Below are 24,479 nucleotides of genomic sequence, written 5' to 3' on the forward strand. Positions count from 1 at the left end.
AAGTGATGATTCATCACATGATCCAGGCTCCCTTATATGTTTTCTTAATCCAGGTTATCTGCAATCTCATACAGCAGCCGCTCTGAATCTTCCCATCCCAGACATGGGTCCGTGATGGACTGGCCGTAGCAGTGCTGGCCGATCTTCTGGCTGCCGGGTTCGATGTAGCTCTCAATCATAAGGCCCTTTACCAGCTGTTTGATATCGCCGGAATGACGGCGGCTGTGAAGGACTTCCTTTGCAATCCTTATCTGCTCCTTATACTGCTTGTTGGAGTTGGCGTGGTTGGTATCCACGATGCAGGCCGGGTTCTTCAAATCACGCTTGGCGTACAGGTCAAAGAGCAGTTTTAAATCCTCATAGTGATAGTTGGGGATGCATTGTCCCCTTTTGTTCACCGCTCCCCTGAGGATGGTGTGGGTGAGGGGGTTGCCGGGGCACTGTACCTCGCTGGCCCGGAAGATGAAGTCATGGGGGAGCTGGGCAGCCACAACGGAGTTCAGCATGACGGTCAGGTCGCCGCTGGTGGGGTTCTTCATGCCTACGGGCACATCGCAGCCGCTGGCCACCAGGCGGTGGAACTGGTTCTCCACGGAACGTGCGCCCACGGCAACATAGGACATCATGTCGGAGAGATAGTTCAGGTTCTCAGGATAAAGCATCTCATCCGCAGTGGGGAAGCCTGTTTCGCGCAGGACCCTCATGTGCATGTGGCGGATGGCCAGTATGCCCTCGAACATATCCGGTTTTTTCTCCGGGTCAGGCTGGTGTACCATTCCCATATAGCCTTCGCCCGTGGTCCTGGGCTTGTTGGTGTACACCCTGGGTATGATGATGAGCTTGTCCTTTGTCTGTTCCTGGACCTTTACAAGACGGCTGGTGTAATCACATACAGCCTCTTCGTTATCAGCAGAACAGGGGCCGATGATCACAACAAACTTATGGCTTTCCCCGGTAAATACTTCCCTGATTTCCTCGTCCCGCCTGCGTTTGATTTCTGCCAGTTCAGGAGCCAGCGGAAACTGTTCCCGTATCTCTGCCGGTGAAGGCAGCTTGTTGATAAATGTGAATCCCATATCTTATGTCCTCCCATGTATAAATACCGCGCCCGGTAAAGGGCGGCCTTTGGTGTCCGCCTGTTCCGGGTGCACGGATGTATTTCAATGCTTCATTATAGTATAGAAACCGGGATTCGTAAAGGGTTAATACCACGAAAATGTTGACAATCCGGGCATTTATAAGTATAAATAGAGCATGACAGGATAGGAGTACGGGGAATATGAAGACACAGGACAGACAGACATTGGGTACCATGATGGCATTGGTGGGAGGCACCTGCTGGGGCTTTTCCGGGTGCTGCGGCCAGTTTTTATTTGAACAGAAGGAAGTGCAGGCGCCGTGGCTGGTCACGGTGCGCCTCTTCTTTGCGGGAATGATCCTCATCATGATTGGGTTCAGATTGAATGGAAGACGGAACCTGGACATATTTAAGCGCAGACGGGATGCAGTCCACCTGCTGCTGTTTGCTGTTTTCGGTATCACATTTTGCCAGTTTACATATTTCATGGCTATCCAGGCATCCAATGCAGGCACTGCAACCGTGCTTCAGTACCTGTCGCCTGTGCTGATCCTGATGGTGGTGTGCATCAGGGGAAAAAGGCTTCCCAGGGGCCTGGAGCTTGGGGCAATCGGACTTTCCCTGTTGGGGACATTTGTCATTGGCACCCATGGGGACATCCATTCCTTCCACATTACGGGGGAAGCCCTGTTCTGGGGGCTTCTGGCAGCTGTCAGCGCCATGATTTATACCATGATACCGGGCGGGCTGATCCTCAGGTATGACATCTACCAGGTGCTGGGCTTTGGGATGTTTATCGGCGGCATTGTGATGGGGATATCCGTGCGTCCGTGGACCTATCAGCCTGTCTGGGACGCGGGCACGGCAGGCGCCCTTGGCGGGGTTATCGTGGTGGGGACCGCGCTGGCCTTTGGCCTGTATCTTCAGGGTGTGAGTATGATCGGGCCTTTGAAGGGAAGCGTCATGGGCAGCGTGGAGCCTATATCGGCAGTCATTATTTCCGTGTTCTGGCTTAAGACATCCTTTACCCCGGCTGATTTTGCCGGGTTTGCCCTGATCCTGGGCGCTGTGTTTGTCCTGACATTTGCCCAGAGACCGGGGCCGGACGGCGTGAGGATGGATGAAACGCAGGATAGCGGTGGATAATGGCGGATGATCCGCAGGATAGCGGTGGATAATGCTGGATGATTTGCAGGATAACGAAGGATAAACCCCGGATAAAAGCAGACAGGGGGTTGACAAAACAGCCGGACCTGTCTATAATGGGGATAATTTCATGAATTGGCTATGACGGGAACAAGTAATGATCTGCAAAAGCATACAGAAAGCAGCCGGGTGATGAGAGGCGCATGGAAAGCAGGTCACGAATACATCTTAGAGCTTCACACCCAACGGCGGATGCCCAGTAGGCTGTGACGGGTCCTGCACACGTTATCGTGCTAGGGTATTCAGGAGAGGCATGCGCTCCAGTACCCGAAGAGGCGGGCAGCGCGAGCTGTCTGTGAACATCAGGTGGTAACACGGAGTCCAGGCTTCGTCCTTTTGAATGGGACGGGCCTTTTTTTGTTATCCGGGCCGTGGACACCGGCTGATAGAAAAACGTAAGAATCAAGCCCTTGCATGAAACAGGAAATATGATAAAATATTTAGAGTAGGAAGAGGAGAGAACAACCATGCAGATTTACGAAGAATTAGTTGCCAGGGGATTAATTGCCCAGGTGACGAATGAAGAAGAGATTAAGAAGATGGTCAATGAAGGAAAAGCTGTTTTCTATATTGGCTTCGATCCTACGGCTGACAGTCTTCATGTAGGGCATTTCATGGCGCTGTGCCTGATGAAGCGCCTTCAGATGGCAGGCAATAAGCCCATTGCCCTCATTGGCGGAGGCACAGGTATGGTAGGTGACCCTTCAGGCCGTTCCGACATGCGTACCATGATGACACCGGAGATCATCCAGCATAACTGTGACTGCTTCAAGAAACAGATGAGCCGCTTCATTGATTTTTCCGAAGGCAAGGCCATGATGGTCAACAACGCCGAGTGGCTGATGGGATTAAATTATATTGATTTCCTCAGGGAAGTAGGACCTCACTTCTCTGTGAATAACATGCTGAGGGCAGAGTGCTATAAGCAGAGGATGGAGAAGGGCTTAAGCTTTTTGGAGTTCAACTACATGATCATGCAGAGCTACGATTTCTATGAGCTGTTTTTGCGCTACGGCTGCAACATGCAGTTCGGCGGGGATGACCAGTGGAGCAACATGCTGGGCGGCACAGAGTTAATCCGCCGTAAGCTGGGCAAGGACGCCCATGCCATGACCATTACCCTGTTACTGAATTCCGAGGGCAAGAAGATGGGCAAGACACAGTCCGGCGCAGTGTGGCTGGATCCCAACAAGACCACTCCCTTTGAGTTCTACCAGTACTGGAGGAACGTGGCGGACGCGGATGTGCTTAAGTGCCTGCGCATGCTGACATTCCTTCCGATTGAACAGATTGACGAGATGGATCAGTGGGAAGGCAGCCAGCTTAACCAGGCCAAGGAGATCCTTGCATTTGAACTGACCAAGCTGGTCCATGGCGAGGAAGAGGCAGCGAAGGCACAGGAAGGCGCCAGGGCGCTGTTTGCCGCTGGAGGCAGCACTGCCAATATGCCTACATTTGAGCTTTCAGAGGAAGATTTTGTGGATGGTTCCATTGATATCCTGGGCGTGCTTCAGAAGTCCGGACTCTGCGCTTCCCGTTCCGAGGCAAGAAGGAATGTGGAACAGGGCGGCGTATCCGTGGATGGCAGCCAGGTAAAGGATATCAAGGTAGCGTTTGCAAAAGACCAGTTTGCAGGAGATGGCATGGTATTTAAGCGGGGCAAGAAGAATTTCATGAAGGTTGTTGTCAGATAACAGCCCTGCGGAGTCAGAAGATTGAGAGGAGGGTACCGGATGAGGATGATCAGACCGGTCCGGCAGCTGGGAGCCATTGTATTTGCAGCTGTCCTGAGTATAGGTTCTGTGTTTGTATCAGAAGCCGCCGCCATAACACCTGATGTACCTGTGACCATGCATATGGATCTTAACAGCAGGAAGACTTCCATATATGATGGTTACTCGTCCTATGTGCTCGGCTACAGGGCTTCGGAAGAGGATACATTTACGGTAACAAAAGACAAGAACGACATCAATCTGGATGACGTGACAATGAATTATTATCTAATCACCTATGACGGTGAGACCCAGAAGTATCTGGAATGCACGGTTACAGGCCTTAAGGAAGGGACACATTATCCCATTGTGCGTCCTGAGACAGTGGAGCGGGAGAAGAATGCAGGCAATCTCTATGATACGCTGGACCGCTGCTACGTGGTGGAGTTCCGTTATGGGGATGCCAGGACAAACCTGTATTTTTCCGTATTGCCGGAGAGCAGCATGAATGAATACCGCAATATCCTCCTGGGCAAATGGATAAAAGAAAGCAAGGGCTGGAAGTACGAATACCAGGGAGAGGATCTTACATCCTGGGCATTGGTTAATGACAACTGGTACTATTTCGGCACGGATGGCTATATGAAGACGGGATGGCAGGAATACAAGGACGACTGGTATTACCTGAACCCGGATAACGGTGTGATGCGCGTGGATTGTACCATTGACGGATACCAGCTGGACAGGAGCGGGAAGCGGGTTTAAGGCCCGGCCGGATGCCTGCCGGCTGTGTGGATGGAGCGCCTGGGGCGTGTTTCTGAGGCGCGGGCCATGATGAAGTAAAAGACAGGGACGGATGTCCTGCTTGGATGCAGGAATCCGCCCCTGTCTTTGTTTGGTGGATGTAACGTTGTTTGCTGGATGCACCTATGCTTCTGCTTCCCTTAACTCCAGTATTCCTTCATCCACCACCCGGTCAAAGCGGTAGGCCGAATAAATCATTCCCAATAGCAGCATGTTGGCCATGATGCTCATCCGTCCCTCTGAAATCAGGGGCAGGTTGGAGAACGAGGCATACTGGTATCCAAGATTCCCAAGGAGGTACAGGACTCCCTGCCACAGCAGGCACTGACCGCAGCAGAATGCAAGGGAGGAAGCCAGTTTCCCGCGGATCCTGGTGATGCAGGTAAAAAGGAGAAGATAGAAAAGGGCCACGGCCCCAATCAGCGCCAGTCCGGGCAGCCAGCCGTATAAAAGGATACATACGGCGATGATATAGTTGTTGTAATAGTGCTGTGGGAGGATATCCCGAAGGGTTACATTTTCCGCGCTGTAGTGGATGTACCGGGGCGCGCTTCCCGGTTCCCACTCCCCATAGGATTCGAATAACTGCCGGTTGGAGGTATGTCCGGCAGCGTCAATCCCAATCTGGCGCGGATTGCGGGAGGCAAAGTACCATGCGCCGGTTCCATAGTCCATCATCTCCTCCGGGGATAGGCTGATTCCATGGGTAAGCGGGGTCCTGGCAATCAGGCTGCGTATAAGGATCCCGTTGTATGTATCATCCCAGGTGCTGCTGATTGCAGACTGCGGCGAAAGGAATGCCTGCAGATTGCTGCGGCCCTGGGCGGTCAGGAAAAGGGGGCCTGAGAGCAGGGCCAGCGCTGCCAGGACTCCGGTATATGGTTTTCTTTTGCTGCCTTTCATGATCCCCCGGTGAATCATGAAACAGGCGGTGCAGACCATGGTTAGGATGGAAATAAGCGCCGCAGTCCCACCTTCATATGACAGGGAAAAATACATCAGCATTGCCCACAGGCCGGTACACGTAAATGAAGCGGCCAGGAAATGTTTCCTGTCCTGCCGGCAGCCATATAACAGCGCGACAGCCACAGGGGCAAACAACAGGGCGGCAAAATAAGTGATGTTGGCGATATTGAAATAACGGCCGTTTATCCGTGTGAAAATGATTTCATGGACCTGGACCGCCAGATACAGGAGGGGGATGGCAAAAGCCAGGACCTTGCGGAAGCGGATGAGCAGGGGATATCCTTTTAATGCCGTCATGACAAGAAGGATCCCTCCCGGGATATAACATATGGCCCCATTGACCGTCTGCTGCGGCGACCACCGCAGGAACCTGAAACAGGCAGCTGCAAAACCTGTCAGGAAGAGCAGGGCGGTGATGATGGAAAGCAGCGGGGCCTTCTGGATTTTGTGGACTTCGTTCAGTCCGGTGCCAATGGACACCGCATCCCCCATGCAGGCCAGCGCTTGCTCAGTTGCATCGGAGGTGGAAAATCCAAGGGATTCATATTCCTCAATCCTGTCCTCTATATGGGACTCAAGCTCCTGGCGGATGGAGGGGCGCAGGGGCCGGTAGGAAATCTGGTCGGTTATCTCGTCCAGGAATCGTTCCTTATCCAAAAAGAACACCTCCCATCACCTGGTTGACGGCGGATTCATAGACCCGCCATTCCTTTTCTTTTTCATCCAACAGCTTCTGTCCGTGGGATGTGATGGCATAGTATTTGCGGATCCTGCCGTTGTCCGCCAGCTGCTGGGATGTGGATACCGCGCCCTGCTGCTCCAGCGCATGAAGGACCGGATAGAGGGTGCCCTCCTGCAGCCTGAATACGTTCTGGCTCTGCTGTTCCAGTTCCCGGATGATCTGGTACCCGTACATGCTCTGGCGGTCCAGCAGTTTAAGGACCAGCATGGAAGTGGCAAGGGCCATGTAGCGTTTGTCCATGGGATGACCTCCTTTGATAATGGTAAATGGTTCATGTCACATAGATAATCTAGGTATATTTGATATTATACATAGATTACATAGGTATGTCAAGAAAAGAATGATGTTGTAATTATGCACAAATCATCTGTGGCCTATATAAGACATAATCCACGAAAATAAAGGCTTTCACAAAAAACGCCTGACATCGACAAAATTTTAATGATAGAATAGTATTATAAAATTAGGGAAGCAGGCGGTAAAATATGTTTGAGAAAGGCCAATATATCATTTATGGAATCAGGGGGGTCTGTGAAATCATGGACATTAAGACGATAGACAGGCCTGGCGGGCCTAAGGGCAAGCTTTATTATGAGCTGAGACCCTATTATCATCAGGACTGTAAAATCGTGACACCTGTGGATTCGGACAAGACTGTCATACGGCCGCTCCTTACCAGGGATGAGGCCCTATGTCTGATTGACAGGATCCAGGATGTGAAAGAGATGGAAGTGACCGAAGACAAGCAGAGGGAAGAGCGGTACAAGGAAGCGCTGAAAACCTGCGACTGCCATGTGTGGGTCAGCATGATTAAGGCGCTGTACCTGCGGCGGCAGGACAGGACCAGGCAGGGCAAGAAGATGACGGACCTGGACGAGCGGTATTTTAAGACGGCTGAGGAAAACCTGTATTCAGAGCTGGCATTATCCCTGGAAATGCCCAGGGAAAAAGTGGTGGATTATATTAAGTCCCGGGTGGTGGATGAGGAACAGATGGATTAAAAGAGGGATTGCAGGCAATGCAATCCCTCTTGAAATTTTTATGGACAGACAAGGTTCCTGCTGATTGCCCTGCCTGATGATATATGTGATACTGAGTGCCTGGATATATGCACTATTCGATGACCGTCCCACCGTTCCCCTTAAGGCTTTCCTTGGCCTTGTCCAGGGTGGTGATGATGGCCTTGCGGCCCTTGCCGCTTTCCAGGAAATCAATGGATGCGGATATCTTCGGCAGCATGGATGCAAATTCAAACTGGCCCTGGTTGATATAATCCTTTGCCTGTTCAATGCTCATATGCCCGATGGGCTGTTCATCCTTGGTGCCGTAGTTAAGGGTCACATTCTCAACGCTGGTGAGTATCATCATCACATCCGCGTCAATCTCCTTGGCCAGAAGCCCGGTTGCCAGATCCTTCTCGATGATGGCGCTGGCGCCCCTTAAGTTGTAGCCCTGCTCCATGACAGGGATTCCGCCGCCTCCGCAGGCAATGACAATCTGGTCGGCGTCCATCAGCGCCTTGATGGCGTCAATCTCCACAATGGCAACCGGGTGCGGGGAAGCCACAATCCTGCGGTATCCATTCCCCACTTCCTTTACATGGTTGCCTTTTGCTTCTTCTTCCTCCGCTTCTTCCTTTGTCATGACGCGTCCCACCACCTTCACGGGTGTATAGAAGGCCTCGTCGTAAGGATCCACGGTAACCTGGGTCAGGACCGTGCTGACCGGTTTATAGATGCCGCGCTTAATCAGTTCGGCGCGGATGCCGTTCTGAAGGTCGTATCCCACATAGCCCTGGCTCATGGCTGAACATACGGACATGGGGGCCTTGCTGTATCCATCATGCTGTTTGCCGAATTCATTCATGGCAGTGTGGATCATGCCTACCTGGGGAGCGTTGCTGTGTACGATAGCTACCTGCCAGCCTTCCTGGATAAAGTCAGCAATGACCTTTGCAGTCCTGGCCACAGCAGCCTTCTGCTCCGGAAGATTGGTTCCCAAATCTTTGTGGCCAATGGCCAATACAATGCGTTTTTTTGCCATAATCCATACCTCGCTTGTCTCTGAATTGTCATATAAATTAAGTTAATTATAGGTGAAATTGGGAAAAAATGCAATGAAAAGAGAGTAAAATATGGTGGCAAAAACAATGCAGTCATGCTATACTGTCAGCAGAATGGGAACAGGAAGATAAGAGGCATATGAAGGATGGAAGAAAGCTGCTGCCGGACGGATGGTGGCTGCGGATGGAAGTGTCGGCGGCGGCAGCCCTTGCCGGCAATCTGCTGATAAGGGCTGTTCCATGGTCCGTGGGCAGTCTGGCTGCCTTTGAGGCTGCCATGAAACCGGCCACAGCCCAGCCGGCCGCATTTATGGTGGTCACGCTGTTTACCGCGCCGCTGGCAGAGGAACTGCTGTTCCGGGCGTTCCTGTACGGCTGGCTCAGACAGTGCACGGGATTCTGGTTATCCGCTGCCCTGTCATCCCTGGCATTTGGATTATATCACGGAAACTGGGTACAGGGAACGTATGCATTTATTTTAGGCATGATACTGGCATGGGGATATGAGACCAGCGCGTACCGGAAGTACCCCATGGCCGTGCTGATGCACTGGGCCGCCAACCTGACAGCCCTGGCGGTATTTGGACTGTGATGGCAGGCGTCTTGAGGAAAGGCGCTGACTGCTTGTGACGAGGAGGAGAAAAAGTGAAGTTATTATCCGTAGCAATACCCTGCTATAACTCGGAAAGTTATATGGAACATTGTATCAGTACCCTGCTTACGGGCGGGGAGGAAGTGGAGATCATCATTGTGGATGATGGCTCCGTAAAGGACAGGACAGCAGAGATTGCGGATGAATATGCGAGGAGATACCCGACCATATGCCGGGCAATCCATCAGGAGAACGGAGGACACGGAGAGGCTGTGAATACCGGCCTTAAAAATGCCACCGGAATCTTCTTTAAGGTGGTGGATAGCGATGACTGGGTGAATGAAGAGGCATTCCAGAGCGTGCTTGAAACCCTGCGCCGTTTTGTGTACGGGGAAGAGACCCTGGACATGCTGGTCACCAACTTTGTATATGAGAAGCAGGGGGCAAAGCGCAAGAAGGTCATGAAGTACCATACCGCATTCCCGAAGGAGAAGGTGTTTGGGTGGAATGACGTCAAATTCTTCATGACAGGCCAGTACATACTGATGCACTCCGTCATATACAGGACAGGGCTTTTAAGGCAGTGCGGATTGGAACTGCCAAAGCATACCTTCTATGTGGACAACATTTTCGTGTACCAGCCCCTGCCTCATGTGAAACATATCTATTATCTGGATGTGAACTTCTACCGGTATTTTATCGGCAGGCAGGACCAGTCCGTGAATGAGTCGGTGATGATTGGGCGGATTGACCAGCAGCTTCTTGTCACCAAGCTGATGCTTGGATACTATGATGTGATGAAGATAAGCAGCAGGAAGCTGCGCCACTATATGATCCAGTATCTGGAAATCATGATGACCGTGTCCTCGGTACTGGCCATCAAGTCAGGGACAGAGGAGAATCTGGAGAAGAAAAAGGAACTTTGGCAGTACCTGAAGAAAATGAACCTGCCCCTGTATCTGCGCCTGCGCCTTGGATTCCTGGGCCAGGGCTGCAACCTTCCGGGTAAAGGGGGACGGGAGCTTCTGATCCTGGGGTATAAGATTACACAGAAGTTTTATGGGTTTAACTAGGGTGTGTTTGAAAATTCATTCCCGCCATCTGCACGCCCCACTTCGCGGCATATTTGGTCCCAATTCGGTCAACGTAGCCCGCTACGCCTCCCTCATCGGGACCAAATCTCCCACGAAGTGGGACGCACAGCTGACGGAAAGCAATTTTCAAACACACCCTAGTTTTACAGGCTCCCGGCCTTAATTGGGGCCGGTTGCCTGAATAAAAAGGGGATGTTGGAAGACTAACGTGGGTTAGTTTTCCAACATCCCTTTGTATTGATGGAATGTCTTTTGTATGCCTTTCGTGTGATGCCTCAATCAGATGCCTCAACCAGGCTGTCAGCTAAGAGCCTTCTCCCTGACCTTCTTCTCCTCTGTGGACCAGTTGTATCCATATACAATCCCGTAAATCACATAAGCCATGATGGCTGCCCCTATCATATCAATGACGGAGTGCTGCTTCAGGAACACGGTAGACAGACAGATGGAGACCATCAGTATGCCGGAACCGGCCCGTACCAGCCGGTGCTTCCTCAGGGCCTCGCTCTTCATGATGGCGATGTGGGTGCCGATGGAGTTGTACACGTGGATGCTTGGGAACACGTTGGTAGGTGTGTCAGTCCTGTAAAGGGCGGCGACCATACTGGTAAATATATTCTTCCCTGAATCCAGCGCCGGTCTGAAGTCCGTGCCATTGCGGAAAAAGGTACAGATAATCAGGCTGATGGTCATGCCTGAGAACAGGAAGGTGCAGATTCTGTAAAAATCATCCTTGCTGGTCAGCAGGAAATAAAGGATGGTGCCTGCCACGTATAAAAACCACATCATATAGGGAATAATAAAATATTCGTTAAATGGAATGAAGTCGTCCAGTGCCACGTGCATGACATGGTAGTTGCGGGTGACCGTCTTTTCCAGGTAACAGAACCAGGGGATATAGATGAATGCATAGGACAATATCCACGCGTGCCTGTACTTGTAAAGAAATGCTTTTATACTGTTCATAGTATCAGCCTCTTTCTCTGTTTGAAAAAATAAATATCACAAAAATGTAAAGAAAGTGTTAAAAATATCTCAACGTTCTGAGATTATAGCACACTGAAATTAGAAATACAAGGGGCTTCCAAAAAAGTTAATAAACCTTTAGAAAGCTTTATAATATATGCCCATAAACAGCTTTTAATTTTAATTTTTATGTGCTATATTTAACCTATGAAATAAATTTACACAGAATGGACGGAATGTGATATGGGAGAGACACGAAGCGCACTGGGAGTCATCTGCTCCTCCTATGACGGGTTTTTTGAAGCAGAAAAAAAGATAGCGGATTATATGATGGAGCATAAGGCGGATGTGGTGGATATGACGGTAGGGGAACTGGCCAAGGCCAGCGGCACCAGTGACGCCACAGTATCGCGTTTTTGCAGGAGATGCGGGTTTAAGGGATTCCACAGCCTGAAGCTGGCACTGGCCAGGGAGGTGCTGGAGGAAGAACGGGGGGACGTGAACATTTCCAATGACATTGACAGGCATGACCTGTCCCAGTCCCTGCAGAACATCCTTGCCAATAAGGTGGCGGAACTGACCGAGACCGTGAACATGATGAAGCCGGAGAACCTGGAGCAGATCCTAGACAAGCTGGAGCACGCGCGTATGGTACAGCTTGCGGCGGTGGGCAACACCATTCCCGTTGCCCTGGACGGCGCATTTAAGTTTAACCAGCTGGGGATTGCGGCAGTGGCCGGGGATATATGGGAGAGCCAGACCGCCTATACCTTTAATCTGGGACCTGAGGATGTAATCCTCATCATATCCAATTCCGGCTCGTCCAAGCGCCTTATGACCCTGGCACAGGGGGCGAAGGAGAATGGGTGCACGCTCATACTGATTACCAATAACAGCAATTCTCCCCTGGCAGCCATATCGGATTACAGGATTGTCACTGCCACCAGGGAAAAGCTTCTGACAGAGGAATTCTGGTTCTCAAGGGTAACGGCCACGGCGGTCATGGAGATACTCTACCTGCTTTTGATGGCGGGGAAGAAGGATGCGGTGGACCATATCCGCCGTCATGAAAATGCCATATCGCCAGATAAAAAGTGATTTGGAAATAATCGTAAAATTACAGAAGAGAAAATAGAAAAAATGCACAAAAAACAGGCGGCTTTTTACATATACAGGCTGCCTGTTTGTATATTGTGATGAAATGTGATAAGAAATATATTTTCTTATAAATAACTATTGACGAAAAAACAATATCGTATTATGATTAAGACAGCAAAGAAATGAATTTTCATGAAAAGAGAGGTAAGTGATATATGATTTACACAGTAACGTTCAACCCGGCGCTGGACTATGTGGTAACCGTAAATCATTTCACACTGGGAAGGGTCAACCGGACGGTCAGGGAGAACATCTTTTATGGAGGCAAGGGCATCAACGTATCGGCGCTGCTGGCAAACCTGGGGTATAAAAGCACGGCACTGGGGTTTGTGGCAGGATTCACAGGGGATGAGATTGAGCGGGGAGTTAAGGAACTTGGCTTTCAGTCAGACTTCATTAAGGTGGGGAAAGGGATGTCCCGGATAAACCTGAAACTGAAATCAGATGAGGAAAGCGAAATCAACGGCATGGGCCCTGAGATAACGGCCGGGGATGTGAAGGTGCTTTTTGATAAGCTGTCCGGTCTGGAACAGGGGGATGTGCTGGTGCTTTCCGGAAGCATTCCGGCCTGCATTGATGCGGATATCTATGAGCGTATCATGGAGATGCTTGACGGCAGGGGAATCCGGATTGTCGTGGATGCGGAAAAGGACCTGCTGCTGAATGTCCTGAAGTACCATCCTTTCCTCATCAAGCCCAACAACCATGAACTGGGGCAGATGTTCGGTGTCACGGTGACCACGGATGAGGACATTGCGGCCTACGCAGGAAAGCTTCAGGAAATGGGCGCGGTCAACGTGCTGGTATCCATGGCAAAGGACGGGGCAATCCTTGTGGCGGAGGACGGCAGTATTTACAGGCAGGGCGTTGCACGGGGGACGGTTAAGAATTCGGTCGGGGCCGGGGATTCCATGGTGGCCGGGTTCATCGCCGGGTACCTGGAAACAGGCGATTACAGGTATGCACTGAAGCTGGGCACTGCATGCGGCGGAGCGACGGCATTTTCAGATGGAATCGGAACAAGGCAGGATATCATGAAACTTATGGAAACACTTTAATGAACCAGGAGGGCGAGTTGTATGCGCATAACGGAATTATTAAAAAGAGAAAGTATTGGACTGGATGTTGCGGCTGATTCCAAGGAAGAAGCCATTGATAAGCTGGTATCACTCATGGATGCAGGCGGACGCCTGAATGACAAGGCTGGATATAAAGAAGGGATCCTTGCCAGGGAAGCCCTTGGCAGTACGGCAATCGGCGAAGGGATTGCCATCCCCCATGCGAAGGTGGAAGCGGTAAAGGAACCCGGGCTGGCGGCCATGGTGGTGAGGGACGGAGTGGACTATGAGGCATTTGACGGTTCCCTGGCCCATCTGCTGTTCATGATTGCTGCCCCGGCAGGCGGAGCGGACGTACACCTGGAAGCATTGTCTCGTCTGTCCACCCTTTTAATGAATCCGGGGTTTAAGGAGAACCTGATTGCTGCAAAGGATAAGGACGAATTCCTGAAGATCATTGACGAGGCAGAGGTTGCCCGCTTTGGCGCTCCGGAGGGAGCGGACGCCGGGAAGGATGGGCAGGCTTCGGATGAATTGGATGGGAATGGCCAGACGGATGGGGAATCAGCTGGAAAAGGCAAGGCGTCAGGCGGTATGGGCGGAGATGCCAAGGCGTCCGGCGGTCTGGGTGGAAATGCCAATGCGTCCGGCGGCTATCGCGTGCTTGCGGTCACTGCCTGCCCCACCGGAATCGCCCACACCTACATGGCTGCCGAGAACCTGGAGAACACGGGTAAGAAGCTGGGAATTCCATTAAAAGCTGAAACCGATGGATCCGGCGGCGCCCAGAATGTACTCACAAGGGAGGAGATAGCTGCGGCTGACGCCATTATCATTGCTGCTGACAAGAACGTGGAGATGGCCCGGTTTGACGGGAAGCCGGTTATCATGGTACCGGTTGCTGACGGTATCCACAAGGCGGAGGAACTGGTTAACAGGGCTGTGAGCGGAACGGTTCCGGTTTATCATCATACCGGTTCAGAAGGTGTATCATCAGACAGCGGCAATGACAGTGTGGGACGGACCATTTACAAGCACCTGATGAACGGTGTTTCCCATATGCTTCCATTTGTAATCGGAGGCGGCATCCTTATCGCACTGGCATTCCTCTTTGATGACTACTCCATTGACCCGTCCAATTTTGGTAAGAACACTCCTTTGGCAGCATATCTTAAGACCATCGGGGAGCAGGCATTCGGTATGATGCTTCCCATCCTGGCAGGATTTATCGCCATGAGTATTGCCGACCGTCCGGGACTGGCAGTCGGCCTTGTGGCTGGTATGATTGCAAAGATGGGCGCCACTTTTGCAAATCCGGCGGGCGGGGACGTGAATGCTGGATTTCTGGGAGCATTGTTTGCAGGCTTTGTAGGCGGATATATCGTGGTTGGCCTGAGAAAGCTGTTCTCAAAGCTTCCAAAGTCCCTGGAAGGAATCAAACCAGTGCTTCTGTATCCGGTTATCGGGATTTTCCTGGCAGCCGTTGTCACCACCTTCATCAATCCTTACATGGGAATGATTAATGACGGACTGACCCATTTCCTGAACGGCATGGGCGGCGCCAGCAGGATTGTGCTGGGCATGGTGCTGGGCGGCATGATGTCCATCGACATGGGCGGACCATTCAACAAGGCAGCCTATGTGTTCGGAACAGCCCAGCTGGCCGAGGGCAACTTCGAAGTCATGGCGGCTGTGATGGCAGGAGGAATGGTCCCGCCCATTGCCATTGCGCTGTGCACCACCTTCTTTAAAAAGAAATTCACGGCAAAGGACCGCCAGTCCGGCATTGTAAACTATGTCATGGGACTGTCCTTCATCACGGAGGGAGCCATTCCCTTTGCCGCACAGGATCCGCTGCGCGTCATTCCGTCCTGTATCATCGGTTCCGCGCTGGCAGGCGGGCTTTCCATGGCATTTGGCTGTACATTGCGCGCACCCCATGGAGGCATCTTTGTACTGCCTACCATCGGCAATCCGTTCATGTATCTGGCTGCGGTTGTGGCAGGAGCGGCAGTGGGCTGCATCATCCTTGGGTTCCTTAAAAAGAATGTGAATGAATAAAGGGAGTATTTGTATTGGCAGGCAGTTCCGGCGTTTCAGGCGGGGCTGCCTGCTTTGCAGCCGGGAACAGCAGATAGGAACATTGGACTGGGACAGAAGGCGGGAGAGGCGGCCGGGAGCAGCAGATAGGAACAGCGTCCTGGGACAGCAGACCGGAGAGGCGGCCGGGAGCAGCAGATAGGAACAGCGGCCTGGGACGGCAGACGGGAGCAGTATCCAGGAACATATTCTGCCTTGACAACTTGCAGATGAGGGAATAATATGGATTCAGATGTGTATCACATAGGATACACGTATGAAACATATAAGAAACACAAAGTGCAGTAGGAGGAAAGAACATGCTGGAAGTTGGAGTAAAGGCGCCGGATTTTACACTTAGGGATAAGGAGGGGAAGGAAGTTACCCTGTCTTCTTTTAATGGTAAGAAGGTGGTGCTGTATTTTTATCCGAAGGATAATACGCCGGGGTGCACCAGGCAGGCCTGTGCGTTTGCGGGGGCTTATAGTGGTTTTAAGGAGAGGAATGTGGAGGTTATCGGGGTGAGCAAGGACAGTGAGAAATCACATGCAGGCTTTGCAGCCAAGCATGACCTGCCCTTCATCCTCCTGTCGGATCCGGAACTGACAGCCATCCAGGCATATGATGTGTGGAAGGAAAAGAAACTTTATGGAAAGGTATCCATGGGTGTGGTAAGAAGCACATATGTGATTGATGAAGACGGCGTGATTGAAAAAGTGTTTGAAAAGGCAAAGCCAGATACCAATGCCCAGGAGATACTGGATTATCTGGACAGGACGGACAGGGAAGATTAGGTAGTATTAGGGGGTGTTTGAACATTCATTCCAGCCATCTGTCTTAAGCAGCCTTTCGGGAACATTTCCCGCAGGGGCTGCTGTTTTTATACCCTGAAAATCCATACTATGTGCCTATGTGCACAAATATCCGGTTGATTTCCAATGATTAGGAATTTAGAATGGTATAGCAATGCACGGCAAGTGTATAAATAATTTATATGGGGATAGTAAGATGTGGGAATCATATGTCATATATCAGTCAATAAAGGCAGCTGAGGATATGTTTGCAGCCATGAAGCTGTTTCCGGACAGCGCTGATGAAAATTGGGAGAAATTTATTAGTAATGAGAAGGCAAAGGTTAACCTGGATGTGGCCTTGATCATGATGGCAATAGAAAAGGGGCCGTATCAGTAAAGGAATGGCCATGAAGGGACGCTTTGGACGGTCCGTACTATCATTGGTGACGTTTTCCTGCCTGCCCATATAAGTATTCAATAAAAGCTGTAAATGAATGTGACTATGAAACTGCATTCCCCAACAGTTTAAGGAAGGATTTCAAGGATTGCTACAGGCGCACCTATCCACAAATAATTCACAAATCATCCACAGACTTATCCACAATATCCACCGGGAATACAAGATATTTTGGCTGGAAATTGTGTTTATCTATATCTAGTGGTATCATGATTGTGGATAAATGGAAGTGGGAGGCGGCCTTTTTTCTTTTGCCATAGGGGATCATGAAGGCTTTCAGCAGGCAGGAGAGCCATATGAACGGTCCCCGCTTTTAAAAGGAAGATACGGGGGCTGGAATCCAGTGGCCGGTATGGATGGGGCTGATTGCGATTGCTGTATGTCCGGCTGATTCATAAAACCATGAACAGGGTACCTGCCGTAATCAATATCATGCCGATGACCGATTTGACGGTGATGCTTTCGTGTAAGAAAACAAAAGCCAATATGATTGTCACGACAACGCTTAATTTGTCAACCGGGACTACTTTTGATGCCTCCCCGATCTGTAATGCCCTGTAATAACAGAGCCAGGATATGCCGGTGGCCATCCCTGACAGGATAAGGAAAAGCCAGCTTTTTTTCGTTATGCTGACAATCCCGCCCTGGGAGTTTGTAAGGAATACCATTCCCCAGGCCATGATTACCACGACCATGGTCCTCAGGGCGGTTGCAAGATTGGAATTCACTCCCTCGATTCCTATCTTTGCCAGAATCGAAGTCAATGCTGCGAACAGGGATGAAGCTAATGCAAAAAGAAGCCACATGTTTGATTCCTCCGTGGGTGGTATAAGGGTGGTTTGTTGGTTTGCTTTAATAATAGCACCATTTATGGGAGATAATCCATCACGATTTTATTTTTTTCTGGTTTTTATGTGCTATGAAGGAAACTTATATAATGGCGTTACAGCTATAATGGCATTACAACAAAAAGGGGACATCCTGTTGCAGGTGTCCCCTTAAAATAAACATTAATGGAGGTATCCCCTCTATTATTATCATGGAAGTAAATCAGGATATTTTTCTAAGTCTTCAGATGTCGGAATCCCATCAAGCAAATAAGAATAGGATACACCAAAAAAGTTAGACAATGTTTTTAATTCAAAGTCATTCACAAAACGGCTGCTGGTTTCAATCCGGGTAATTATGTTCTTATCAAAGTTTAAGTCGGCTAATTGGAGTTTATCAGCTAAATCACGCTGTGAAAGGCCACAATGGTTCCGTGTGGAAGATGAATTCGAGGAAGGTAAGGTATGTGAACAGGCATATGCAGAGATAATGAATGCCTATCAACGCCTATGCCAAAGATTGGGCGTGAAGGGGGAAGAGGATGAGGATATAGAAAGGTTATTGGTGCAATAATACTTTGGATTAATGCAGACACCAAGCAAAACTTTCTTGGCAATGTGTTTATTGACCCGGTAGCAGAGAACAAAGGTATTGGAAAATTAGTATGGGATTTTGTTGAACATGAGTTTTCGGATACGGAGGTATGGAAAACAGAAACCCCTATTTTTTCTCGTAGAAATCATAATTTTTACATCAATAAATGCGGATTCTATGTTGTAAGAATTGAAAACCCCAAAGACATTGAAGAAGGAAGTTTTATTCTTGAAAAAAAGATGCAATAACACAAGCGAATGAACAGTTTGTTCTATAATGAGAGCCATTGCGAACTGTGTACGAATTATTCTTGCTTCGCCTTTGGCGGATAAAGCGTAGGCCATTGGCATAACATTCCTAAGTTTACCCTAAGACAGAGTAAGCTCATTTTTTGATACTATTCAATAGAAGATCCTTGAATAATTATTGTTTTGACCAAAAGACGTATCTGAGAGGGAACGGGAATTAGAAAAAGCTGCAAACAAAAGAATGGCAATATAAAAGTGTTATCAAAGATTTTCCAAAGCAAAAACCCTGAAACACTTGATTCCTCAAGCTTTCAGGGATGTTAAGAAGTAGCGGAAGGGAGATTCGAACTCTCGACACCACGGGTATGAACCGTGTGCTCTAGCCATCTGAGCTATTCCGCCATATTAAATTTTGGTAGGTAGTGGGGCCTACAGGGCTCGAACCTGTGACCCTCTGCTTGTAAGGCAGATGCTCTCCCAGCTGAGCTAAGACCCCACATTCCAGGCTTCGCAGCAGCTCAATCGCGACTGCCTGTACAGTATATGATAAATTGTGGTAATTGTCAAGACTTTTTTAACTATTTTTTTTATAGAAATTTTCTTAGTGTTTTATATGGGATTATGGTATAATAATCGACAGATATTAGAAATTAATCAATGCACTGGAAAGGACTTTGCATACCCCTCATGTATAACTTTATCGTAAACCCCAACGCGGGAAGCGGCAGAGGCATGAAGCTTTGGAAGGCCATGGCCCGCTATATGGACAATCATAATATAGAATATGAAGCTTTCCTGACAGAGGGGATTGGCGATGCCAGGCTCATTGCCAGGAAGCTGACCGATGGTGTCCGCGAGCCGCGCTACATCATCACGGTCGGCGGCGATGGGACCATGAATGAGGTCCTGGACGGCGTTTCTTTCCATGCGCCTTTAAGCCTTGGATATATACCCGCCGGCACGGGTAATGACCTGGCCCGGAGTCTCCGCATGCCGAGAAGTGTGCTTAAGTGCCTGAAAAAGCAGCTGACACCCAGGCATTTTACCATGATAGATTATGGCGTGCTTTCTTACGGGGAGCATGAATTGTCACACCGGCGTTTCCTTGTAAGCGCGGGAATTGGCTATGATGCATCTGTGTGCCAGGATGTACTGTCATGCGGGTGCAGCAGGCGTTTAAGCCGTATGGGATTGGGAAGACTTTCTTATATCATCTTTGGGATACGCCAGTTTTTCCGATGTAAGTCCTCCAAGGGCTATATCGTATTGGACGGGGTGAAGAAAGTAGAATTTAATAATATCCTTTTCATCTCATGCCACATACAGCCTTCAGAAGGCGGCGGCTTCCTGTTTGCACCGGGAGCGGATGGAAGTGATGGGAAGATGAATATATGCGTGGTCAGCCATGCCGCCAAGGCAAGGCTGATTCCGGTCCTGCTTTCAGCCCTCACAAGGCGTAAGGGAAAGCAGAAGGGAGTGCGCAGCTTTGAGTGCAGGGAGATTGCCATCCATACGGAGGCGGCCCTTCCGGTCCATGCGGATGGTGAGAACTGCGGCCTCCAGACGGATATCCAGGCGGGATGTATTGCCAGGAAGGTAAGGATGATGGTATAGTACGTCATGGAAAGATGCCCATGGTAAAGAAACCCATGGAAAGAAAACCAAGGTAAGAAGCATATGGAAGCATATGATTTAAGAAGATAAGAAAGTATATGGTAAAGCATATAGTAAGGAGAATCTATGAGAATCGGACAAGGATACGATGTTCATAAGCTGGCAGAGGACCGCAGCCTGATTCTGGGAGGAGTGGCCATTCCCTATGAAAAGGGGCTTCTTGGCCATTCGGATGCAGATGTGCTGGTCCACGCAGTGATGGATGCCCTTTTAGGGGCAGCCGCGCTGGGGGACATCGGACAGCATTTCCCGGATACGGACCCTGCATATAAAGGGATTTCCAGCATAGAACTGTTAAGAAGGGTAGGGGAACTTCTGGATGAGAAGGGGTATGTGATTGAGAATATCGATGCAACCATCATTGCCCAGAAACCTAAGCTTGCACCGTACAGGCCGCAGATGGCGGCCAATATAGCGGAGGCCCTCCACCTGGATGCAGGAAGGGTCAGTGTCAAGGCCACTACAGAGGAGGGGCTTGGCTTTACAGGAACAGGGGAAGGGATTTCTTCTCAGGCAATTACCTTATTGACGGAACCGGCAGACTACTGCTATGATAATAAAATGATGTCTGAGGGCTGTAAAAGCTGTCCTGGCTGTGGCCGGGGATGAGATAAAAGACATATAAAGGTTAAGGAAAATCAGGTAGATAAGAGAGAATTTATCCACGAGGAGAATAAGAGTATGAAGATATTTAACACACTGAGCAGAAGAAAAGAGGAATTTGTGCCATTGACACCGGGCGAGGTCAAGATGTATGTATGCGGCCCCACGGTGTATAACCTGATCCACATCGGCAACGCAAGGCCCATGATTGTATTTGACACAGTGCGCAGGTATTTTGAGTATAAGGGCTATGATGTGAAGTATGTATCCAATTTTACGGATGTGGATGACAAGATCATAAAGAAGGCCATTGAAGAGGGCGTGGACGCGGACACTGTCTCACAGCGCTATATTGAGGAGTGCAAAAAGGATATGGCGGCCATGAATGTCAAGCCGGCCACGGTACATCCCCAGGCAACCCAGGAAATCTGTGGTATGCTGGAGATGATCCAGACCCTGATTGACAAGGGCCATGCGTATGTGGCAAAGGACGGTACGGTTTATTTCAGGACTGGTTCCTTCAAGGAGTACGGCAAGCTGTCCCATAAGAATCTGGATGAGCTGCAGTCCGGTTTCCGCGAGATTAAGGTGACCGGCGAGGAGGGGAAGGAAGACCCAAGTGATTTCGTGCTGTGGAAGCCGAAAAAGGAAGGGGAGCCTTTCTGGGAGTCACCCTGGTGCAACGGACGTCCGGGCTGGCATATTGAGTGTTCCGTCATGTCCAAACGCTATCTGGGCGAGCAGATTGACATCCATGCGGGCGGCGAGGATTTGATTTTCCCACACCATGAGAATGAAATTGCACAGAGCGAGTGCGCCAATGACAAACCGTTTGCAACCTACTGGATGCACAACGCATTCCTTAACATTGATAATAAGAAAATGTCCAAATCCCTGGGCAACTTCTTTACGGTCCGTGAAATCAGCGAAAAGTACGATTTACAGGTGCTGCGTTTCTTCATGCTCAGCGCCCATTACCGCAGTCCCCTTAACTTCAGCGCCGACCTGATGGAGGCATCTAAGAACGGCCTGGAGCGTATCCTGACCTGTGTGGATAAGTTACGGGACCTGGAGGCAAAGGCAGAGGGCGCGGCACAAACCTGTGCGGAGCAGGGCAGCATGGAAGAGGCAGGGAAGCTGCTGGGCAGGTTCGAGGAAGCCATGGACGATGATTTCAATACAGCGGATGCCATCTCGGTTGTCTTCGAGCTGGTGAAGCTGGCCAATACAACGGCTGATTCCGGCAGCACCAAGGCGTATGTGTCCTTCCTTAAGAAGAACATTGAGCAGCTGTGCGATGTATTGGGCATCATAACTGAGAAGAAGGAAGAAGTGCTGGACAGCGACATTGAGGAAATGATTGCGGCCAGACAGCAGGCCAGAAAAGATAAGGATTTTGCACTGGCAGATGAAATCCGCGGAAAGCTTCTTGATATGGGCATTGTACTGGAAGATACCAGAGAGGGCGTAAAGTGGAAGAGAGTGTAACTTCAGTTGATTTTCTGACATATTATAAACAGTGTATGAATCTTGAACCAGTGGACGCGAATATGTACTCGCCACTGGTTCTGGCCTATATTGGGGATGCGGTGTATGAACTCATGATCCGTTCCAGGGTCGTCAACTATGGCAGCATGCAGGTGAATAAGATGCACAAGCGCAGCGCCGGACTGGTTAAGGCAGGAACCCAGGCAGCCCTTATAAGGGCCATTGAAGACCTGCTGACAGAGGAAGAACACGCCGTGTACAAACGGGGGCGCAACGCCAAATCCGTGACAACGGCCAAGAACGCATCGGTGATTGATTACCGGACGGCCACGGGACTGGAAGCCCTGGCGGGCTGGCTGTTCCTTAAGGAACGGTATGACAGGCTGGTATATCTGGTAAGCCAGGGCCTCATAAGGCTTGGGGAACTGCCGGGCAGGGAAGATGAAACGGCTGCCATGGATGGGCAGGCAGCGCAGGATAGGACAGCCGCAGATACCGGGGCTGTGGAAGAGACAGGAGACATGACATGAGATATGAAGAACTGACCATAGAGGGGCGTAATGCGGTTCTGGAAGCATTCCGTTCCGGCAAGACCATTGATAAGCTGTTCGTGCTGGACGGCTGTCAGGACGGACCCGTGCGCACCATTGTGAGGGAAGCCAAGAAACATGATACCATTGTGAATTACGTTGCCAGGGAACGTCTGGACCAGATATCGGAGACAGGGAAGCATCAGGGCGTGATTGCCTATGCGGCGGCCTATGAGTACGCAGAGGTGGAGGACATGCTGAAGGCTGCAGAGGAGAAAGGGGAACCGCCGTTCCTCATCCTGTTAGACGGCATAGAGGATCCCCATAACCTGGGGGCCATCATAAGGACAGCCAACCTGGCAGGCGCACACGGTGTCATCATCCCCAAGCGGAGGGCGGCAGGGCTTACAGCCACGGTTGCCAAGACATCCGCAGGCGCCCTTAACTATACCCCGGTTGCAAAGGTCACCAACCTGACGGCTGCCATGGAAGACCTGAAGAAAAAGGGGATGTGGTTCGTCTGCGCGGACATGGGCGGCGACATCATGTATAAGGTGAACCTGAAAGGCCCCATTGGGCTTGTGGTTGGTAATGAAGGGGAAGGCGTTGGCAAGCTGGTCAGGGAACACTGTGATATGACGGCCTCCATTCCCATGAAGGGCGATATTGATTCCCTGAATGCATCCGTGGCAGCCGGGGTCCTGGCATATGAAATCGTGAGACAGCGCATGATGCCATAATATTCCCCATAGGCAGGCAGGAGGTGAATTTATGATGAGAATAATACGTAAACCAGTTATAAAGTTAACAGCTGCCGTCGCGGCCGCGGCCATTGTATCGGGAAGTCTCCCGGCTGCTGCGGCATGGGCCGGGTCCGGCCGGGATGCGGTGGTGATAGAAGATACCCAGGTGCCTTTATATAATAAGCCTGCCGGCAGTTATGTGCGGACCCCCATTGCTTCCGGCGTGACCACCTATAAGAATGAGAAGGCTACCCTGGATGCTTCCAATGTATCAGAGGGCTATATCATGGTCAAGTACACAGGAAGCGTGGGAAAGATTAAGATACAGATTACAAAAAGCGGCTCTGAGACCTATACATATGATCTGAATAACAGCGGGGTGTACGAAGTATTCCCGCTGTCAGAGGGCAGCGGCTCCTATCAGGTGAAGGTATTTGAGAATATCCAGGGCAACCAGTATTCCCAGGCTTTCAGCCAGTCCATTGACGCCGGTATCACCAACCAGTTCGGGCCATTTTTATATCCGAACCAGTATGTGAATTTTAACTCTGCCAGCGCTGCCGTGCAGACGGGCGCTGCCGTGGCAGCAGGCGCAGCGGACCAGATTGGCGTGGTGACTGATATTTACAATTATGTCATCAGCAATGTTACCTATGACACGGCCAAGGCCACATCCGTGCAGTCAGGCTACCTTCCCAATGTGGACGTGGTGCTGGCGCAGAAAAAGGGTATCTGTTTTGATTATGCGGCCCTGATGACAGCCATGCTGCGTTCCCAGGACATACCCACCAAGCTGGTGGTTGGTTATACAGGCAACCTGTATCATGCCTGGATCAATGTTTATCTGGAAGGTCAGGGCTGGGTGGACAATGTGATTTATTTTGACGGCAACAGCTGGAAACTGATGGATCCCACATTTGCGTCCTCCAGCGGCCAGAGCCAGGAAATCATGCAGTATATCGGCAACGGCGCTAACTATAAGGCCAAATACAGCTATTAATTG

The 24,479-nt window shown here is 50.3% G+C and carries 25 protein-coding genes, 2 tRNA genes and 2 pseudogenes; 20 read left to right on the forward strand and 9 right to left on the reverse strand.

What is annotated here, in order from left to right:
• Nucleotides 1–44: 44 nt before the first annotated feature.
• On the reverse strand, nucleotides 45–1,076 hold the full coding sequence (locus MCJ35_RS02130) for a 3-deoxy-7-phosphoheptulonate synthase (protein WP_008721617.1): 1,032 nt from the start codon (nucleotides 1,074–1,076) through the stop codon (nucleotides 45–47).
• A 203-nt stretch (nucleotides 1,077–1,279) separates the two neighbouring features.
• On the opposite strand from MCJ35_RS02130, the gene MCJ35_RS02135 reads away from it, so the two are divergent.
• The 3 genes from MCJ35_RS02135 (at nucleotide 1,280) to MCJ35_RS02145 (ending at nucleotide 4,761) form a co-directional block, all read left to right on the forward strand.
• Nucleotides 1,280–2,224 carry a DMT family transporter gene (locus MCJ35_RS02135; protein ID WP_008721619.1) on the forward strand — a complete coding sequence of 315 codons (945 nt, stop codon included), beginning with the start codon at nucleotides 1,280–1,282 and terminating at the stop codon, nucleotides 2,222–2,224.
• Nucleotides 2,225–2,751: 527 nt separating this feature from the next.
• The gene (gene tyrS / locus MCJ35_RS02140; RefSeq protein WP_025483224.1) at nucleotides 2,752–3,978 is read left to right on the forward strand and encodes a tyrosine--tRNA ligase; all 1,227 of its coding nucleotides are present in this window, start codon (nucleotides 2,752–2,754) and stop codon (nucleotides 3,976–3,978) included.
• 39 nt (nucleotides 3,979–4,017) lie between these two features.
• A complete protein-coding gene (locus MCJ35_RS02145; RefSeq protein WP_025483223.1) occupies nucleotides 4,018–4,761 on the forward strand; it encodes a hypothetical protein in 744 nt (247 codons plus the stop codon).
• Nucleotides 4,762–4,923: 162 nt separating this feature from the next.
• Here the strand turns inward: MCJ35_RS02145 and MCJ35_RS02150 are convergent, their stop codons facing one another.
• Both MCJ35_RS02150 and MCJ35_RS02155 read right to left on the reverse strand, forming a co-directional pair.
• Nucleotides 4,924–6,423 (reverse strand): permease prefix domain 1-containing protein, encoded by a 1,500-nt coding sequence (locus MCJ35_RS02150; protein ID WP_025483221.1) that lies wholly within the window; start codon nucleotides 6,421–6,423, stop codon nucleotides 4,924–4,926.
• Entirely contained in the window at nucleotides 6,416–6,748 is a 333-nt protein-coding gene (locus MCJ35_RS02155) for a PadR family transcriptional regulator (protein ID WP_008721625.1), read from the reverse strand. The genes MCJ35_RS02150 and MCJ35_RS02155 overlap by 8 nt, the downstream gene beginning before the upstream one ends.
• Before the next feature lie 245 nt (nucleotides 6,749–6,993).
• Between MCJ35_RS02155 and MCJ35_RS02160 the strand changes: the two genes are divergently transcribed.
• Entirely contained in the window at nucleotides 6,994–7,509 is a 516-nt protein-coding gene (locus MCJ35_RS02160) for a CarD family transcriptional regulator (protein WP_008721627.1), read from the forward strand.
• A gap of 112 nt (nucleotides 7,510–7,621) precedes the next feature.
• Here MCJ35_RS02160 and arcC read toward each other — a convergent pair whose 3' ends face one another.
• A complete protein-coding gene (gene arcC / locus MCJ35_RS02165) occupies nucleotides 7,622–8,551 on the reverse strand; it encodes a carbamate kinase (protein ID WP_008721628.1) in 930 nt (309 codons plus the stop codon).
• Between the two features lie 158 nt (nucleotides 8,552–8,709).
• Between arcC and MCJ35_RS02170 the strand changes: the two genes are divergently transcribed.
• Nucleotides 8,710–9,162 carry a CPBP family intramembrane glutamic endopeptidase gene (locus MCJ35_RS02170; RefSeq protein ID WP_025483219.1) on the forward strand — a complete coding sequence of 151 codons (453 nt, stop codon included), beginning with the start codon at nucleotides 8,710–8,712 and terminating at the stop codon, nucleotides 9,160–9,162.
• A gap of 53 nt (nucleotides 9,163–9,215) precedes the next feature.
• A complete protein-coding gene (locus tag MCJ35_RS02175) occupies nucleotides 9,216–10,235 on the forward strand; it encodes a glycosyltransferase family 2 protein (RefSeq protein WP_025483218.1) in 1,020 nt (339 codons plus the stop codon).
• Here the strand turns inward: MCJ35_RS02175 and MCJ35_RS31785 are convergent.
• Nucleotides 10,228–10,326: pseudogene (locus tag MCJ35_RS31785) on the reverse strand (DUF6783 domain-containing protein); the annotation flags it as partial. The gene MCJ35_RS02175 and the pseudogene MCJ35_RS31785 overlap by 8 nt on opposite strands.
• On the opposite strand from MCJ35_RS31785, the gene MCJ35_RS31790 reads away from it, so the two are divergent.
• Entirely contained in the window at nucleotides 10,285–10,419 is a 135-nt protein-coding gene (locus tag MCJ35_RS31790) for a DUF6783 domain-containing protein (RefSeq protein WP_327395102.1), read from the forward strand. The pseudogene MCJ35_RS31785 and the gene MCJ35_RS31790 sit on opposite strands and share 42 nt — an antisense overlap.
• 137 nt (nucleotides 10,420–10,556) lie before the next feature.
• Here the strand turns inward: MCJ35_RS31790 and MCJ35_RS02180 are convergent, their stop codons facing one another.
• The gene (locus MCJ35_RS02180) at nucleotides 10,557–11,222 is read right to left on the reverse strand and encodes a phosphatase PAP2 family protein (protein ID WP_008721636.1); all 666 of its coding nucleotides are present in this window, start codon (nucleotides 11,220–11,222) and stop codon (nucleotides 10,557–10,559) included.
• Between the two features lie 243 nt (nucleotides 11,223–11,465).
• Between MCJ35_RS02180 and MCJ35_RS02185 the strand changes: the two genes are divergently transcribed.
• The 6 genes from MCJ35_RS02185 to MCJ35_RS02210 all read left to right on the forward strand — a co-directional run bounded on the left by MCJ35_RS02185 (nucleotide 11,466) and on the right by MCJ35_RS02210 (nucleotide 16,708).
• On the forward strand, nucleotides 11,466–12,320 hold the full coding sequence (locus tag MCJ35_RS02185; RefSeq protein ID WP_008721638.1) for a MurR/RpiR family transcriptional regulator: 855 nt from the start codon (nucleotides 11,466–11,468) through the stop codon (nucleotides 12,318–12,320).
• A 215-nt stretch (nucleotides 12,321–12,535) separates the two neighbouring features.
• Complete coding sequence (gene pfkB, locus MCJ35_RS02190; protein ID WP_008721639.1) at nucleotides 12,536–13,438, forward strand: 1-phosphofructokinase; 903 nt, start codon at nucleotides 12,536–12,538, stop codon at nucleotides 13,436–13,438.
• Between the two features lie 21 nt (nucleotides 13,439–13,459).
• On the forward strand, nucleotides 13,460–15,499 hold the full coding sequence (locus tag MCJ35_RS02195; protein ID WP_025483214.1) for a PTS fructose transporter subunit IIABC: 2,040 nt from the start codon (nucleotides 13,460–13,462) through the stop codon (nucleotides 15,497–15,499).
• On the forward strand, nucleotides 15,492–15,680 hold the full coding sequence (locus MCJ35_RS02200) for a hypothetical protein (RefSeq protein WP_025483212.1): 189 nt from the start codon (nucleotides 15,492–15,494) through the stop codon (nucleotides 15,678–15,680). The genes MCJ35_RS02195 and MCJ35_RS02200 overlap by 8 nt, the downstream gene beginning before the upstream one ends.
• A 157-nt stretch (nucleotides 15,681–15,837) precedes the next feature.
• Complete coding sequence (bcp, locus tag MCJ35_RS02205; RefSeq protein WP_008721642.1) at nucleotides 15,838–16,311, forward strand: thioredoxin-dependent thiol peroxidase; 474 nt, start codon at nucleotides 15,838–15,840, stop codon at nucleotides 16,309–16,311.
• A 214-nt stretch (nucleotides 16,312–16,525) separates the two neighbouring features.
• A complete protein-coding gene (locus MCJ35_RS02210) occupies nucleotides 16,526–16,708 on the forward strand; it encodes a hypothetical protein (RefSeq protein WP_025483210.1) in 183 nt (60 codons plus the stop codon).
• Between the two features lie 452 nt (nucleotides 16,709–17,160).
• Here MCJ35_RS02210 and MCJ35_RS02215 read toward each other — a convergent pair whose 3' ends face one another.
• Nucleotides 17,161–17,574 carry an EamA family transporter gene (locus MCJ35_RS02215; RefSeq protein WP_008721651.1) on the reverse strand — a complete coding sequence of 138 codons (414 nt, stop codon included), beginning with the start codon at nucleotides 17,572–17,574 and terminating at the stop codon, nucleotides 17,161–17,163.
• A gap of 603 nt (nucleotides 17,575–18,177) precedes the next feature.
• On the opposite strand from MCJ35_RS02215, the gene MCJ35_RS02225 reads away from it, so the two are divergent.
• Nucleotides 18,178–18,438, forward strand: coding sequence for an N-acetyltransferase (locus MCJ35_RS02225; protein WP_234852296.1), 261 nt, complete (start codon nucleotides 18,178–18,180; stop codon nucleotides 18,436–18,438).
• 328 nt (nucleotides 18,439–18,766) lie between these two features.
• Here MCJ35_RS02225 and MCJ35_RS02230 read toward each other — a convergent pair.
• Nucleotides 18,767–18,840, reverse strand: a tRNA-Met gene (locus MCJ35_RS02230).
• A gap of 21 nt (nucleotides 18,841–18,861) precedes the next feature.
• Nucleotides 18,862–18,934: transfer RNA gene (locus tag MCJ35_RS02235), tRNA-Val, on the reverse strand.
• A gap of 191 nt (nucleotides 18,935–19,125) precedes the next feature.
• Here MCJ35_RS02235 and MCJ35_RS02240 point away from each other — a divergent pair.
• The 6 genes and pseudogenes from MCJ35_RS02240 (at nucleotide 19,126) to MCJ35_RS02265 (ending at nucleotide 24,476) form a co-directional block, all read left to right on the forward strand.
• Nucleotides 19,126–20,052 (forward strand): diacylglycerol/lipid kinase family protein, encoded by a 927-nt coding sequence (locus MCJ35_RS02240; protein WP_025483208.1) that lies wholly within the window; start codon nucleotides 19,126–19,128, stop codon nucleotides 20,050–20,052.
• A gap of 126 nt (nucleotides 20,053–20,178) precedes the next feature.
• Complete coding sequence (ispF, locus tag MCJ35_RS02245; RefSeq protein WP_008721661.1) at nucleotides 20,179–20,721, forward strand: 2-C-methyl-D-erythritol 2,4-cyclodiphosphate synthase; 543 nt, start codon at nucleotides 20,179–20,181, stop codon at nucleotides 20,719–20,721.
• Nucleotides 20,722–20,793: 72 nt separating this feature from the next.
• Nucleotides 20,794–22,203 carry a cysteine--tRNA ligase gene (gene cysS, locus MCJ35_RS02250; RefSeq protein ID WP_008721663.1) on the forward strand — a complete coding sequence of 470 codons (1,410 nt, stop codon included), beginning with the start codon at nucleotides 20,794–20,796 and terminating at the stop codon, nucleotides 22,201–22,203.
• Nucleotides 22,188–22,649: pseudogene (locus tag MCJ35_RS02255) on the forward strand (Mini-ribonuclease 3); the annotation flags it as partial. The gene cysS and the pseudogene MCJ35_RS02255, both read left to right, overlap by 16 nt.
• A gap of 80 nt (nucleotides 22,650–22,729) precedes the next feature.
• Nucleotides 22,730–23,473, forward strand: a complete 744-nt coding sequence (gene rlmB / locus MCJ35_RS02260; RefSeq protein WP_008721666.1) for a 23S rRNA (guanosine(2251)-2'-O)-methyltransferase RlmB — start codon at nucleotides 22,730–22,732, stop codon at nucleotides 23,471–23,473.
• 31 nt (nucleotides 23,474–23,504) lie between these two features.
• Complete coding sequence (locus MCJ35_RS02265; protein WP_330507571.1) at nucleotides 23,505–24,476, forward strand: transglutaminase-like domain-containing protein; 972 nt, start codon at nucleotides 23,505–23,507, stop codon at nucleotides 24,474–24,476.
• The last annotated feature ends 3 nt before the right edge of the window (nucleotides 24,477–24,479 follow it).

Origin of the sequence: Enterocloster sp. OA13, from assembly GCF_022440595.1 — a bacterium.
Lineage (GTDB): Bacteria > Bacillota > Clostridia > Lachnospirales > Lachnospiraceae > Enterocloster > Enterocloster hominis.